This window comes from Neobacillus sp. DFD-2R (assembly GCF_057747865.1).
In genome coordinates this window covers 2,259,329-2,273,990 of the sequence record NZ_CM173228.1, presented here as the reverse complement: position 1 = coordinate 2,273,990, position 14,662 = coordinate 2,259,329, and the positions used below count along the sequence as shown (strand labels likewise).

Here is a 14,662-nt window from a genome sequence, read left to right as displayed (position 1 = left end):
GTTTTTTATAGAGTGGTCGTGTTATATTCATCAATCATATCCTTTAAATCATCTGCATCATGTCTTATTTTTAAATCAAGAAACATGACACCATAGCCCACGGAAAAAAACATTGTTGTAAATAAGGACATGATGTTCGAGATGATTGATAGCAATACACTCTGACCTAAAAAGATACCAAACGTCATTTGTACGGCAAAGGTAATACTTGAAATAATCAAATAAAACACGATATATAGCCCCATTAATATCCATGTCCGTTTTCGCGTAAGCCGCCAGCTTCCTGCAATTCCGGCCGTAGGCGAATCTTTCTCAAGTACGACCAAGGCAAAATAAAAACTCCAGCGGGTAAATAATAAACCAATCCCGACTGCAAAACCTAAAAAAAGAACAACTGCTAGTCCAATTCCTAAAATAGGATTCACAAAAGATCCAAACACGCCTGTAAAAGTAACGATCAATACTGGGATAATCATGATTCCAAAAGCAATAAGACCAAATAAAAGATTGCTGCCAAGTATCGGCCAAAACCGGCGAAAGCTTTGTTTAATCACCGACCCAACCGTATAGTCTTCATTCTTCCGAATGTGATTGATTGCCAACAGGATTGCGGCTTCGGCAACCGGAAACAAAAGAAAACCGAACAGTCCCGACACGATTAATCCTAAGTCAGAGCTCAAGCTGCCTGAATTAATCGTTTGTGTTTGATTAAAATTGGCAAACATTCGATCAAACCCGCCATTCCCAACCTCCCTGAAAAAGCTTATCCCCGAAACTAATTGGATGATTGCTTCAAGCAAATAAACCGGTCCCATTAATATAAGGAAAATCATAAAAAAGTCCTTTAAACGATTTTTACTTATACCAAACGTATGATCCAGTATTTCACCAAAACCCTTAGGTTTTTTAAACTTCGTTTCCAAATCTTACATTCCTCCTAGAATGAAATATGTTTAATAATACCTATTTTTACATAAATAGGGGTGCCTGTCACCACCCGAAACCTGAGGAAGTTTGTTGTAATTTAGTTTTTTCGATTTATATACAAAAATATCCCCACCGGTTTAAAGAGTAACCGGTGAGGATATCAGCTTTACTATTTATCTTTGGTACTTTGATAACTTGGAGGATACTGAGCCTGCATGTTTCTCAGGCTTAACTTTGAGGTTGGATGCCCAAGATATCCGGGACTCATATTTCTGGGTATATTCCTTGTTGACCAGGTTTTGTAAACGGTCTTTATTCTTCTCAAGAGTTTCCTCTAGGGATAGCAGGCGCCGAGTAGGGAATGGCAGACCCGCTAGAATGGTTATAATCGTTGGGTCAGATTCTGAGATATATGTTCCCTCGAATAATTGTAGCGGTTCTCCAACCTTTTCAAAGATAGATGGCACGTTAATTAGCTTTGACATATTCTCCGGACCTTCGTAAATTAGACCAGCGCGAATGACACCTGTTGATTCAACAGGACAGAATATAGAGTTAACCCAAGAACGGTGAATTTTACTAGAAACGTCTGCCGTTGACTTAGTATCTGTAACAGTGGCTGAAGATATAATGGTAACTCCTCTTGTGCTTAAAATATTCATAAGATCCGTCTCATCAAAGTTACCATAAAAAGAGCTCTTTTGCGTAACCTGCAGGACATTGTTAATCGCTTCCATGACCTGATGATTTGAAGCAAGGTAGATCTGCTGTTTGCTGGATTGCGGGTTAATTTTGCGCATCTGATCATTGTCCACCAGAAACACCGAAGAAATAGCTTCTATTTTGGAAATCTCTTCAATGCACTGAGCAGCATTAATTCGGTTCCCGGCTAACACATTTCGTTCCGGTACAATGGCAATGGCACCTACATAAATGCCCGGAAGTTGGTCTAATAACAGATCAATTAATAGCGGACTCATCCCTGATCCTGTACCGCCATCGGTTGAGAATGCCACTAATAACAGCCTAATGTCTTTAAAGGACCGTTTTACAAAGTCAATCAGCTCCCGGTAGTTTTCATTTACCGCTCTTAATCCTATTGATCTATCTTGCCCGGCACCATTAAAACCAGGGACAAAATACTTCTTTTCCACCCTCGTGTTAACTAATCCATCACGTTGGTTCGTGTTGATAAGGGCGGTTTGAAAGCCCAAGGTTGATGCTATTTCTGCAATATTCCCACCTGCTTGCCCTACCCCCAAGATTCCAATTGATTTCATCAGATCGCCTCCTTATCTTACTAAGATAATACTCAAGTTTTCTAAATTTAGACTTGTTCATTTTAAAAATACAGGTAACAGCTAATGAAAAACCATTAAAATGTTTGTCGTTAATCGATAATAAATTGGAGCCAAAAGGGAATAGTAAAAATATTTAATTGGAATTGGGAGGATATAAAATTGAGAACCAATGAAAATACATTATCTATTTTCGCCTTAGGCGGTATAAATGAAATCGGTAAAAATATGTATGCGGTTCAATATGCAGGCGATATTGTCATCATTGACTGCGGCGGGAAGTTTCCGGATGAGAGTTTGTTAGGAATTGATTTAATTATCCCGGATATTACCTATCTGGAAGAAAATAGGGATAAAATCCGGGCTTTAATTGTGACACATGGGCACGAAGATCATATTGGCGGTATTCCTTACTTTTTAAAAAAACTAAATATACCCATATATGCTACCCGTTTTACACTAGGTTTAATTGAATTAAAATTAGACGAGCATCGGCTTATTAGAGATACAAAACTTATTTCGATTGACTCGGATTCAAAACTTGAACTGGGGGAAATAAATGCATCCTTTTTCAGAGTAAGCCATAGTATTCCTGATTGTCTCGGAATCGTCTTTCATACACCCGAAGGGAATGTCGTCCATACCGGTGACTTCAAATTTGATTTAACACCTGCGAATAACCAATTTGCGGATATTCATAAAATGGCTGAAATCGGCAGCCAAGGCGTATTGGTTTTAATATCTGAAAGTACCAATGCAGAACGAACGGGCCTTACACCATCGGAGCGTATGGTAGCCGGCCATTTGAACGAGGCCTTCATGAAAGCTCAAGGAAAAATCTTTGTCTCGACCTTTGCTTCGAATGTGAATCGTGTTCAGCAAGTTGTTGATGCTGCCATAAAGACCAATCGAAAGCTTGCGTTAATTGGCCGAAGTATGGTGAATGTGGTTTCGGTTGCGATCGAACGCGGCTATTTAACTGTTCCTGAAGGGATGCTGATCGAGGCACGCGATGTCGATCAGTTGGCTCCGGAAAGAGTAGCAATCCTGTGTACGGGAAGCCAGGGAGAGCCAATGGCGGCCCTTGCCCGCTTGTCTAGCGGAAACTATCGGGATGTAGCCATTTACCCCGGAGACACTGTTATTTTAGCCGCCTCCCCAATCCCCGGGAATGAACGGGATGTTTCTCGAATCATCGACAACTTATTCCAACTGGGTGCCAAAGTAATTTATGGCTCCGGGAGTACAACAGGAATGCATGTGTCCGGGCATGGTTATCAGGAAGACTTAAAGCTTATGCTTACTTTAATGAAACCAACCTATTTTATTCCCATTCACGGTGAGTTTAGAATGCTGCACCATCACCGTTTGTTAGCCGAATCGATTGGCGTTGAGAAAGGAAACACGTTTATCATTCAAAATGGTGATGTTGTTGATGTCGAAAACGGTGTCGCCCATCAGACTCGGAAAATACCATCAGGTGATACGTATGTTGACGGAATGGGTGTCGGCGATGTCGGAGAAATTGTGTTACGGGACCGAAAACAACTCTCCGAAGATGGAATGCTGGTAATTGTTTTAACATTAAGTAAAACGGACCGAAAGATTATTCAAGGACCTGATACGATTACGCGTGGATTCGTGTATGCGAAAGATTCAGAAGAGCTTCTAAGAGAGGTTAATCGTCTTGTTAAGAAAACCGTTAATGACTTGCAGGAAGAGAATATCCGTCAATGGAATGTAATCAAACAAAATATCAAAAAAACAGTAGGACAATATTTATTCACACAAACAAAGAGAAAGCCAATGATTCTCCCGATCATTATAGAAATTTAATTTTTTATAAAAAGTGTCAGGCACTCTCAATGGTGCCTGACACCTTAAGATTTATTAAATTTCTAACAAGAATGTCATCAAATAGACTATCTTTATTTAAAATATAGCGGGAAAATTTTATTGATATAATAAGCCATGATAAACAAAGTTATCATAATAAAATCAATTGACAATACAGTGTATAGGGCTTTATATTTAGAGAAATTTTTAATCAAATGAGCAGCCGAGATAACGATAATAAATACTATGAAAATGTCGGTAAAATAAAATACACGATCTCCTGATGCATAAATTGTAGGAGAAAATCCCATTAACGTTGAACTACAAATAGCAGCCCCCCAAAATAATGTTACTAAAATACTGCTTTCTATCTTATCAAAAGCAATAAAAAATAAATATACAAAAAGCATGATAACTACAAACGCTAAAAAAGTTGACAAATATTGGGATTTTGCATAGAAGAAACTACTGCTATCAACCCTTATAAATTGATAAAGGAAATCTATAGAAAAAAAATGAATGATCGTATATAAAATAGGTATAGACGAAACAAATAATGTGAAAATATCTCTTGTTTTTTGAGCAATTAAACAAAATAGTAAAATTGCCATGATAACGACGAGAACATTTGCACTTAAAAAAAGATGGGTAAAGGTAAAATTCAACCCCAAAAACATTTTATCCAGGGTAGAAAACATATCAAAACTTGGAAACCATCTAAGTGTTTCGGCCGTATATCGAACGGAATTACCAACAGCTAACATCGAATAAATAGCAGATGCAAGAATCAATATGACCAATAAAATATGATATATTTCTACTTTTATTTTTTTTACTACACAATAAATGAGGGTGAAAATAGTGAAACACACCAATATAAGTGCTGATTGTTCGATAAAACTAGCAAATATAGCACAAGGGAAAGAAAAAATAATTAAGCCTCTATTGCTTTTTTCCGCTGTATAAAGATTTTTAAAAAGCAAAATCACAATCCACATGGCAGCCAGCGGCCACAAATAAGAAAGAGATCCTGTAATCCAAAAAGTTGATCGAATAATGACATCACTGGGAATCATAAATAACAGGCCACAGATTAATGCATTTATGAAATATTTTTTTCTATTATCAAATTGCCAATTCTGATTAATAGAAAACTTTGAAATAATAGCTGCTACTGCCACTATCATGAAACTGTTTAAAATTTTCCATACAATCGGGTTAGTGTTTAACAGCAGCACTAATATAAAATGAGGGACAATTCTTCCGCTCCAAACTTGCCGATAGTGTGCAAACCAACCTATCGGGCCGCCGTTATCGATAAAAGCGTTTTTAAAAACTTCATCATCATTTGGAAGAAGGGTCACTTTACTATCCATAATTAAGGCCAAAATAAAAAAAACAAAAAAAGGAAAATACGCATTTTTAATTATGCTAGCGATATAATTTTTTTGCATTATAAAGCTACCTCCTTATCTGTCATTATTAGGTAGCCCTGTTTTTGATGTAATGGTGTTAAAATAACTCCAACCCTGTATTTTTGCCCACTTTTAAAACTGCTGATGTTTGCCCTTGCTATAAATCCACAATTTCTGTAATCAATTGCGTCATTCATTTTTCTTGAAACATCTAACCGATCGATTGCTTTTGTCGGGATTGAATACACATTGTTTTGAGGATCAACCAACACGACTAAATTGTTATTATATACTGCTTTGAACGTCCCTATAGCATAGTTTGTATACTTGTAGGTTACTCCTTTATTTATCGCCCATCCGTATACTACGAGTTGATGATTCATTACGCCACTTGATTCTATATAGACTTTCAAATCATTTTTATAATGAGTTGTATACCGTTCAGGATTGATTTTATGGGTGGTGCTATTATTTACATGATAAATTGAAATAAAAACTAAGGCCATAATAATGCAAACCCCAAGTGCAATAAACGACTTCCTCCTCATAATACTCCCCTTTAACTTTTTCCTATTTTTTATATTTATTTTATATAGGATATCTAATAACCTGTTAAGTATAACATATGGTTTATGTTGTTTATCGGAAAGTATCAACGAATTGATTAGTTGGTAAGGGCAAAAAAGGAAGATACAGTTATTAAATAAAAGGCTCCGTTCGAGAACTTATTCTTCTAGGTTTCTTAGTATAAATAATGAAAAAATAATAATAAAAATAGAACCGCCGATTTCAAATAATAGCTTAAACATGTAGGCTATCCCCTTTAATGTAAATTTCTAAACTTAAAATAACAACTAAGTAAAAAACCGATTACAATTTTTGTAATCGGTAATAATTTAATACTATCATTTACTTGTAATTGATAATGTTAATTTTTGTATGAATATTGTTAAATCTGAGTAAAGAAAATGAACTAACTTATCCTGCGTACATTTCTATTTAAAGTTTTGTTCTTAAACTCCATAGCTCCGGGAAAAACTGGTGGTCCAGTATTCTTTTTAATACGTCACACCTGACGAACCACCTGTCCCTTGCTTATGACCAATAATTCTTTCCACGGTCCTCATATGATTAAAACGCCATAACTGCTGTTGGTTGCCAATATCAACTAGCTTCTCAGCTAATTCGTATAAGTTCCAGTATTGATCGACATTGCGGTAGATTGTTAGCCACGCTTCTTCTACACTAGCATTCGGTTCATAATTTTTTGACAAATCCCGATGTAGGACCTCCTGATCACCAGGTAATCCGCGGGCAACAAGCGCGTGGATGGCTACATCAAGAACATATCTTCGTGCTGATCCTATTAAATCGTGACAATATATCATAAAAAAGCATCTATATCCATGTCATAACAGCAAAAAAATCCCCTAACTACATTGATAGTAGCCAGGGGATATAATGTTAGCCGTGTTTATGTTTCCCTTTCTCTTTATGTTTCCATTCATCCTTAAACTGTTTCAATTCTTCTTTTAATTTCTGTTCCCCATTATCGTGATTTTCACCATTATCTTGTTGGTTATTTCCATTATCGTTCTGAGGGACTGATGGGACATATGGAACATCGTCAGGATTTCCGCCTTTAATATACAACTCATTATTCAATCTGTATACATCGCTAGGCTGCTTAAAGCTACTTGAGTCTGTCCCGAATTTTTGCAGCATTGCCTTAAACATTAACTGCGAGATTTTCGTCGTATTTCCAATCATGTAGTTACCGGGACCATTTTGCGAATATCCTGTCCATACAGCCATCGTGTACTGAGGAGTATATCCGGCGAACCAACTATCATTTGTCGCAGCGGTCGGGTATCCAAATTTGTTAAGAGTCTTGTCGTCAAAATTAGTTGTTCCTGTTTTTCCGGCAACATCTAACCCAGGGACATTTGCTGTTATTCCTGTCCCATTGTCTACGACAGTCCGTAACATATCAGTCACCATATAGGCAGTGTAATCCCTCATCACCCGTTTTGGTTTTGGTGCAAAACTAACCACTTTACCATCAGGGTAAACAACTTTTTGGATAAAATGCGGTTTATTATATATTCCGTTATTTCCAAAGGCACTGTATGCTCCTGCCATCGCTAACGGATTAACAGTATTGCTTCCAATCGCGTACGATTCATATACTTGGTTGTTAGCAAAAGTAATACCGAGCTGTTCAGCAAAGTTTTTTGCCTTATCCATTCCTACCTCTCGGAGCGTTAAAAGAGCAGGGATATTATAAGAGTTTTGCAGTGCCGTCCGAATCGACAACATCCCGTGATATTGATGATCCCAGTTTGAAATCGGTTGACCGTTTGAATAGGTTGTCTCCTGGTCATTAATTAGATGAGCGGTTGACCATTTTAAATTTTCAATCGCAGGACCATAATCAAAAATCGGTTTAAAGGAAGATCCCGGTTGACGATTGATATCAATCGCAAAGTTATTTCCTCGAAATGCTGCCTTATAGTCGTTTCTCCCGCTTCCAATCGCTCGAACTTCACCTGTTTTTGTATCTAAAAATACAAAGGCTCCCTGAAAACTGGAATTCGGATATGCAATAATATTATTTGTGTTCAACATTTTATCTGCATAATCCTGTGCGTTTGGATCCAAAGTGGTGTAAATAGATAATCCATCAGTGCCGATGTCTATATCTTTAAGTTTTCCTTCCACTTCTTTCACAGCCGCATCCAAAAACGCTTCATCCGGCATACCTTGCTGCTTATTTTTCGGAACAATGCCCTCTGTTACCGGGACTTTCATTGCTTCCTGCATTTGTTGTTCTGTTATATAACCTTGTTTATGCATTGAACTCAAAACAAGATTCCGGCGCTTTGTGGCTGCTTCTTTGTTTTCCGGTTTGGACGGATCGTAATTATTTGGACTCTGCGGCAGCCCGGCTAACATCGCAGCCTCAGGCAGCGTCAATTTTTTCAAATCATTTGCTTCAATTCCGTAGTAATTCTTCGCTGCAGCCGCCACTCCGTAAGACCGGTTGCCAAGGTAGATTTTGTTTAAATACATCATTAAAATTTCCTGCTTGGAATATTTTTGCTCCAGCTGATACGCTAAGTCCCATTCCTGCACTTTCCGTTGTAATGTTTTCTGCGGAGTCAAAAATGAGTTCTTAATCACCTGCTGTGTAATCGTACTTCCGCCCTGTGATCCAAAGCCTCCGAAAATATTTTCGATAATGGCTCTAGCTGTCCCTTTTAGGTCGATTCCATGGTGCTCATAAAAATGTGCGTCTTCCGTAGCAATAAAGGCGTGTTCCAACACCTTTGGAACTTGATCATAATTAATTTTCGTCCGCTTTTCCTTGCCGTATTCATAAAGAAAATTTCCGTTTTTATCATAAAATTTCGTCGAAAGTGGATCTATTAGTTTTGACGAATCCAGTTGGGGTACACCTTTAATCATTGCTGCGAAGGTAATGGCCCCGGCTCCTACAGAAACGACTCCAAGCAGCAAGCAGACAAGTAAAACTTTTCTCAAGAGGGAACCTTTTTTGGGCGATTTTTTACCCCTTTGTTGTTGTTCTTTTGCCTTTTCCGCTTCTCTTCGTTCCTGACGATAACGATATGTTTCTTCTGACATTCATCTTCTCCCCCATGTTTAAGTTACTCAAAGTTGATGTTAAGTAAGAAGCTATTCATATCATCCATCACTGCATGATTAGGATGATTTTTTTACTAATAGCACTTATCGCTTAGTTTTGTCTTTAGTAGTTAGACATGAAACAAGGATCCAGATTGCTAAAATGAGCGATAGTATTCCTACTATTTTTGTATAAAGCCTAGGTGTGTTATCTATAAATATTTCATAAATTCCAAAGACAAAGCCTAAAAAAATATATAGAAAATCGTGTATAGAAAATTTCATTTTTCTCACTCCATAAATCGGTACATTTATATTTGTTCGTAAGGGAATTTATTTTTAAGGGGGGTGTTTCATAAAAATAATTTTTTTGGAGGACGCAAATAGTGATAGATTTCTGTACAAAACAAATATCCGCACTAAGGATTCATTCAATGTGCGGATTAATATTATAAATCTTATGTCAATATTTATTTAAAATCAATTGTTTTTCTTATTTAAATATCCACTTCCGGCACAAACCTCCTCTTACCATGAAAGGTAAAAGGAGGCCATCAGGGTTTCATAATCCAGTTATCTATTATCTGACGTATACATCTTATTTTACTATTAATTCCCTGCTTACTGTGAAAGTTGCTTCCGTATTTTTGATTACGTCTTCTACCGTTATGCCCTCTTGTGTCTCGATTAGGACCATTCCTTCTGTAGTAAAATCAAAAACAGCTAAATCAGTAATTAATCGGTGGACCACTTGTTTACCTGTTAAAGGGAGTGAACATTCTTTTTTTACTTTGGATTCCCCTTTTTTATTGGCATGTTCCATGATGACGATTACCCGTTTGGCTCCATTAACTAAGTCCATGGCGCCTCCCATTCCTTTGACCATCTTCCCCGGAATCATCCAATTGGCCAAGTCTCCTTGTTCAGAAACTTCCATACCGCCTAAGATAGCGAGATCGATGTGTCCACCGCGAATCATCGCAAAGGATTCGGCACTGTCAAAAAAGGATGACCCTTTGAGAGCGGTAACGGTTTCTTTTCCGGCATTGATAAGATCAGGGTCTTCAGTGCCTTCCAACGGATAGGGCCCTATCCCTAGTAATCCGTTTTCTGATTGAAGCAGAACATTAAATTCACTTGGAATTTCATTGGCGATTAGGGTAGGTATGCCAATCCCAAGATTGACATTCATTCCGTCTTTAATCTCCTTAACAGCACGTTTAACAATAATGGACCGAGCATTACTCATGATATTTCCTCCTTTCCTCCCATTGGGCTATGCTTGCAGGACTGTCCGCTTTTCAATTCTCTTTTCATAGTTTTCACCGAGTAACAGGCGTTGAACATAAATACCAGGGGTATGAACTTCATCAGGATTCAACTCACCAAGTCCTTTTATCTCTTCTACTTCAGCAATCGTAATCTTTCCGGCCATTGCCGCTAAAGGATTAAAGTTACGGGCAGTTTTACGGTAAATCAGATTTCCGAGCGGGTCCGCCTTCCAGGCTTTAACCAGAGCAAAGTCTCCAACGATTCCCTCTTCCAAGATATAGGTTCTTCCGTTGAATACTTTGTGTTCCTTTCCTTCGGCAATGGCAGTTCCTACGCCTGTAGCTGTGTAAAACCCAGGAATTCCAGCGCCTCCCGCACGGATCCGTTCAGCTAATGTACCTTGTGGAACCAATTCTACTTCCAGTTCCCCGCTTAAAAACTGTTGTTCGAAAATCTTATTTTCACCCACATAGGAGGAAATCATCTTCTTAATTTGCTTGTTGGCCAATAATAGACCAAGTCCCCAATCATCCACCCCGCAATTATTGCTTACGATGGTTAAATCCTTTGTTCCTTTATCCCGTAATGCAATGATGGCCTTTTCAGGAATTCCGCACAATCCAAAGCCTCCAACAATGATGGTCGCTCCATCTGGAATATCATGAATGGCTTCCGTAAAAGAATCTATGATTTTCCCATTCTTCAATGAAATAGCCCCCTTTAAAAGTTTTATTCTATTTAAACAGGATAGACCGGGTGTTTTCGTTCAGAAAAACTAGTATATTTTGAGGAATACGCTTCAAAACGATTGGCCAGCTCCTGACGCAGGGAATTCGCGGGAATAATCCCATCGATAATCATCTCGGAAGCTAAGCGAAAAATATCAATATCTTTCGTATATTCCTCACGTTTTTGTTCAACAAATGCTGCCTTCTCGTCATCAGGCAATTGCTCAATTCTATTTGAATAGACAGCGTTAACAGCAGCCTCCGGCCCCATAACAGCAATTTGTGCGGTAGGTAAAGCAAGGCAGCAATCCGGTTCAAATGCCGGGCCTGCCATGGCATAGAGACCTGCTCCATAAGCTTTACGAACGATGACGGAAATTTTCGGCACGGTTGCTTCTGCCATGGCCGAAATCATTTTTGCACCATGACGGATAATACCTGCCCGCTCAACCTTTGTCCCAATCATAAACCCGGGGACATCCACAAGGAATAGGATCGGAATATGGAAGGCATCGCATAGATTAATAAACTTAGCTGCTTTATCTGCCGAATCATGGAACAAAACTCCACCTTTAAATCGCGGCTGGTTTGCAATAATACCGATTGGTTTTCCATTAATACGGGAAAGGGCTGTAATCAGTTCAGCAGCGAAAAGCTTCTTGATTTCAAAAAAGGAGCCTTCATCAATAATTCGGTCAATCAAATCATACATGTTAAAAGGTGTATTCTGGTTTTCAGGAATTAGTTCCTCGATCGTTTTTTCGAATGACTTAGGCGGCAATGCTTCTTGGCTCTGCGGCTTTTCCGTGAAATTAGCTGGAAAATACGAGAGGTATTTTCGTGCCATGGCAATAGCGTCTTCTTCATTTTTAGCCAAAACATCTCCGCAGCCTGAAACCGAACAGTGCATTCGTGCACCGCCCATTTCTTCCAGCGTTACTTTTTCACCGATTACCATTTCCGCCATTCGTGGAGAACCAAGATACATGGAGGAATTTTTATCGACCATGATAACAATGTCACAAAATGCCGGGATGTACGCTCCACCCGCAGCAGAAGGTCCGAACAAAATACACACCTGCGGAATTTTTCCGGATAATTTCACCTGATTGTAAAAAATCCTGCCTGCTCCGCGGCGCCCAGGAAACATTTCAACTTGATCGGTAATCCGGGCCCCGGCGGAATCGACGAGATAAATCAAGGGTACTCTCAGCTTTTCGGCTGTTTCTTGAATACGAATGATTTTTTCAACTGTCCGTGATCCCCAGGAACCGGCTTTAATCGTTGAATCGTTTGCCATTACGCAAACGGTCTTGCCATTTATTTTTCCAATGGCCGTGACAACACCATCAGCCGGAAGATCCTCTGCAAGACAATTAGCAAATAATGCATCCTCGAGTTCTGAATCTGGATCCAACAATAGCTTTAAACGGTCACGAACAAATAGCTTTCCTTGCTCGCTGTTTTTTTCGTGATATTTTGGAGCACCGCCTTTATAAATCCGTTCAACCCGTTCTTGAAATGTTAGCTCCTTTGTTTGAACTTCTATGGTCATGAAGTTTTCCTCCTTCTATTGATGTTACTCCCCTTTATAGACAGGTTTGCGCTTTTCTTTAAAAGCCTGAAGTCCTTCCAAACGATCCTTCGTCGGAATCGTGACTTCATAGGCATTTTGTTCAATCGCAAGCCCTGTGGTTAAATCGACATCAAATCCTTTTTCAATGGCAAATTTGGCCTGCCTGACGGCAATCGGCGCATTTTGAACAATCTTGCCTGCAATTTCAAGTGCCTTTTCTAACAGCGATTCCGGAGATTCAACAAATTCAACTAAACCAATTTCCTTTGCTTCTACAGCGTCAATTCGTCTTGCTGTAAAAATAAGCTCTTTCGCTCTTCCTTTTCCTACCAGCCTTGGGAGACGCTGTGTGCCGCCAGCACCAGGGATGATTCCGAGCGAAGTCTCAGTAAGACCAAATTTTGCTTTTTCTGAAGCCACACGAATATCACAGGCCAAGGCCAATTCAGTTCCCCCTCCAAATGCAGCCCCATTTACGGCAGCAATGACTGGTTGGGGTAAAGTTTCCAGATTGTTGATGCACTCCCGAATCAAGGAAACGGTTTTCCTTACCATCTGCGGATCCATTCCAGCACGTTCTTTTAAATCTGCCCCGGCACAAAAAGCTTTCTCTCCAGCTCCTGTTATGACCAAACAACGAACGGAGGGATCAAATTTACAGGTATCAATGACGTTTTTAAGTTCTTCCAGAACTTTTACAGATAGTGCATTTGCAGCATTAGGGCGATTCAATGTAATAACCATAATTCCATTCTCTTTTGTTGAAACCAGCACGGCTTGATCCATTTATTTCACCTCATTTTTTATGTGGAATGGTTGAATTGCTATTACATGCTTGAAGATTTCTGCTAGGGAGTGTTCTTCCTATTTTTTCTTGAATAAAGTATCCGGCGCTAAGCTGTTTTTCCAAATTAACTCCTGTATAAATTCCCATGTTATTCAGCATATATAGAACATCTTCTGTTGCCACATTTCCGGAAGCGCCAGGGGCATAAGGACAACCTCCTAATCCACCAGTAGAAGAGTCAAAGATTGTGATCCCCATGTCTAATGACGCGAGAATATTTGCTAATGCAGTCCCGTGCGTATCGTGAAAGTGGAGTGCCAGCTTTTCAATTGGAAATCGTTTTAAGAGTATCGTTAACACATCTTGAACTTGCTTGGGATTGGCAACTCCAATGGTATCACCCAATGATAATTCCTGGATGCCCATTTCAAATAAATGTTCAGCCACTTGAATCACATTTTCGACTGACACCTGCCCTTCATACGGGCATCCGAACACAGTTGAAACATAGCCGCGGACAGACTTTCCGGCCGATAATGCATCAAGGACGACTTCTCTTAAAACAGGAAAGGCTTCCTCAATGGATTTATTGATATTTTTTTGATTATGTGTCTCACTGGCTGACATAAATACCGCGACTTCATCCACGCTGCCTTCAAACGCCCTCTCCAGCCCTTGACGGTTTGGGACAAGCGCTGTATAAGTGATGCCTGGCAAGCGTTCGATTCCTTTTGCCACCTCAAGGGAATCGGCGAGTGCCGGAATCCACTTGGGATTTACAAACGAAGTAATTTCGATATGTTGAAGACCTGTATGAGACAATTGATTAATCCAGTTGATTTTATCCTCAACGGAAAGAAATGTCTGCTCATTTTGCAGCCCATCTCTTGGTCCAACTTCTTTAATGGTTACATTCGTTGGCCAGTTCATGTTTTCAGCTCCTTTGAAGGTTTATTCCATTTCGACTAAGAGATCTTCTTCATTTACAAAGTCGCCTTCATTTACTTTTACTTCCTTAACCGTGCCGGAGAATTCAGCGGTAATGGGAATTTCCATTTTCATCGATTCCAAAATGATGACATCCTGTCCTTCCTCTACCTGGTCACCGGGTTGAACTAAGACTTTCCAGACATTTCCTGCCATTACTGCAACAATTTTATTCATTAATAAAACCTCCA

The 14,662-nt window shown here is 39.2% G+C and carries 12 protein-coding genes and 1 pseudogene; 1 reads left to right on the top strand and 12 read right to left on the bottom strand.

The genetic code is table 11. The features are described 5' to 3' along the window. Positions 1 to 5: 5 nt before the first annotated feature. On the bottom strand, positions 6 to 923 hold the full coding sequence (locus tag AC3ANV_RS11420; protein WP_488313702.1) for a DUF7847 domain-containing protein: 918 nt from the start codon (positions 921 to 923) through the stop codon (positions 6 to 8). Positions 924 to 1,100: 177 nt separating this feature from the next. After that, complete coding sequence (locus AC3ANV_RS11415; protein WP_488313701.1) at positions 1,101 to 2,207, bottom strand: FtsZ/tubulin family protein; 1,107 nt, start codon at positions 2,205 to 2,207, stop codon at positions 1,101 to 1,103. 180 nt (positions 2,208 to 2,387) lie between these two features. Between AC3ANV_RS11415 and AC3ANV_RS11410 the strand changes: the two genes are divergently transcribed. After that, positions 2,388 to 4,061, top strand: a complete 1,674-nt coding sequence (locus tag AC3ANV_RS11410) for a ribonuclease J (RefSeq protein WP_488313700.1) — start codon at positions 2,388 to 2,390, stop codon at positions 4,059 to 4,061. A 92-nt stretch (positions 4,062 to 4,153) separates the two neighbouring features. Here AC3ANV_RS11410 and AC3ANV_RS11405 read toward each other — a convergent pair whose 3' ends face one another. The 10 genes and pseudogenes from AC3ANV_RS11405 to AC3ANV_RS11360 all read right to left on the bottom strand — a co-directional run bounded on the left by AC3ANV_RS11405 (position 4,154) and on the right by AC3ANV_RS11360 (position 14,648). Continuing rightward, positions 4,154 to 5,515, bottom strand: coding sequence for a DUF6056 family protein (locus AC3ANV_RS11405; RefSeq protein ID WP_488313699.1), 1,362 nt, complete (start codon positions 5,513 to 5,515; stop codon positions 4,154 to 4,156). Beyond that, positions 5,515 to 6,024, bottom strand: coding sequence for a hypothetical protein (locus AC3ANV_RS11400; RefSeq protein ID WP_488313698.1), 510 nt, complete (start codon positions 6,022 to 6,024; stop codon positions 5,515 to 5,517). Before AC3ANV_RS11400 ends, AC3ANV_RS11405 begins: the two co-directional genes overlap by 1 nt. Before the next feature lie 451 nt (positions 6,025 to 6,475). Beyond that, a pseudogene (locus tag AC3ANV_RS11395) lies at positions 6,476 to 6,822 on the bottom strand (tryptophan 2,3-dioxygenase family protein); the annotation flags it as partial. 118 nt (positions 6,823 to 6,940) lie between these two features. Further along, positions 6,941 to 9,121 (bottom strand): transglycosylase domain-containing protein, encoded by a 2,181-nt coding sequence (locus AC3ANV_RS11390; protein WP_488313697.1) that lies wholly within the window; start codon positions 9,119 to 9,121, stop codon positions 6,941 to 6,943. Between the two features lie 598 nt (positions 9,122 to 9,719). Then, positions 9,720 to 10,370 (bottom strand): 3-oxoacid CoA-transferase subunit B, encoded by a 651-nt coding sequence (locus AC3ANV_RS11385; RefSeq protein WP_488313696.1) that lies wholly within the window; start codon positions 10,368 to 10,370, stop codon positions 9,720 to 9,722. A gap of 27 nt (positions 10,371 to 10,397) precedes the next feature. Continuing rightward, positions 10,398 to 11,099, bottom strand: coding sequence for a CoA transferase subunit A (locus AC3ANV_RS11380; protein WP_488313695.1), 702 nt, complete (start codon positions 11,097 to 11,099; stop codon positions 10,398 to 10,400). 32 nt (positions 11,100 to 11,131) lie between these two features. Beyond that, positions 11,132 to 12,676 (bottom strand): acyl-CoA carboxylase subunit beta, encoded by a 1,545-nt coding sequence (locus tag AC3ANV_RS11375; RefSeq protein ID WP_488313694.1) that lies wholly within the window; start codon positions 12,674 to 12,676, stop codon positions 11,132 to 11,134. Positions 12,677 to 12,700: 24 nt separating this feature from the next. Next, on the bottom strand, positions 12,701 to 13,483 hold the full coding sequence (locus tag AC3ANV_RS11370; protein ID WP_488313693.1) for an enoyl-CoA hydratase: 783 nt from the start codon (positions 13,481 to 13,483) through the stop codon (positions 12,701 to 12,703). Between the two features lie 10 nt (positions 13,484 to 13,493). Next, positions 13,494 to 14,414, bottom strand: coding sequence for a hydroxymethylglutaryl-CoA lyase (locus tag AC3ANV_RS11365; protein ID WP_488313692.1), 921 nt, complete (start codon positions 14,412 to 14,414; stop codon positions 13,494 to 13,496). Between the two features lie 21 nt (positions 14,415 to 14,435). Next, positions 14,436 to 14,648: an acetyl-CoA carboxylase biotin carboxyl carrier protein subunit gene (locus AC3ANV_RS11360; protein WP_488313691.1), complete on the bottom strand. Its 213-nt coding sequence runs from the start codon at positions 14,646 to 14,648 to the stop codon at positions 14,436 to 14,438. Positions 14,649 to 14,662 lie beyond the last annotated feature (14 nt).

Bases quoted from the DNA above. Each gene is read 5' to 3' on its own strand.
- AC3ANV_RS11405 (WP_488313699.1), bottom strand. From the start codon at position 5,515: ATGCAAAAAAATTATATCGCTAGCATAATTAAAAATGCGTATTTTCCT.
- AC3ANV_RS11360 (WP_488313691.1), bottom strand. From the start codon at position 14,648: ATGAATAAAATTGTTGCAGTAATGGCAGGAAATGTCTGGAAAGTCTTA.
- AC3ANV_RS11400 (WP_488313698.1), bottom strand. From the start codon at position 6,024: ATGAGGAGGAAGTCGTTTATTGCACTTGGGGTTTGCATTATTATGGCC.
- AC3ANV_RS11415 (WP_488313701.1), bottom strand. From the start codon at position 2,207: ATGAAATCAATTGGAATCTTGGGGGTAGGGCAAGCAGGTGGGAATATT.
- AC3ANV_RS11375 (WP_488313694.1), bottom strand. From the start codon at position 12,676: ATGACCATAGAAGTTCAAACAAAGGAGCTAACATTTCAAGAACGGGTT.
- AC3ANV_RS11385 (WP_488313696.1), bottom strand. From the start codon at position 10,370: ATGAGTAATGCTCGGTCCATTATTGTTAAACGTGCTGTTAAGGAGATT.
- AC3ANV_RS11390 (WP_488313697.1), bottom strand. From the start codon at position 9,121: ATGTCAGAAGAAACATATCGTTATCGTCAGGAACGAAGAGAAGCGGAA.
- AC3ANV_RS11370 (WP_488313693.1), bottom strand. From the start codon at position 13,483: ATGGATCAAGCCGTGCTGGTTTCAACAAAAGAGAATGGAATTATGGTT.
- AC3ANV_RS11365 (WP_488313692.1), bottom strand. From the start codon at position 14,414: ATGAACTGGCCAACGAATGTAACCATTAAAGAAGTTGGACCAAGAGAT.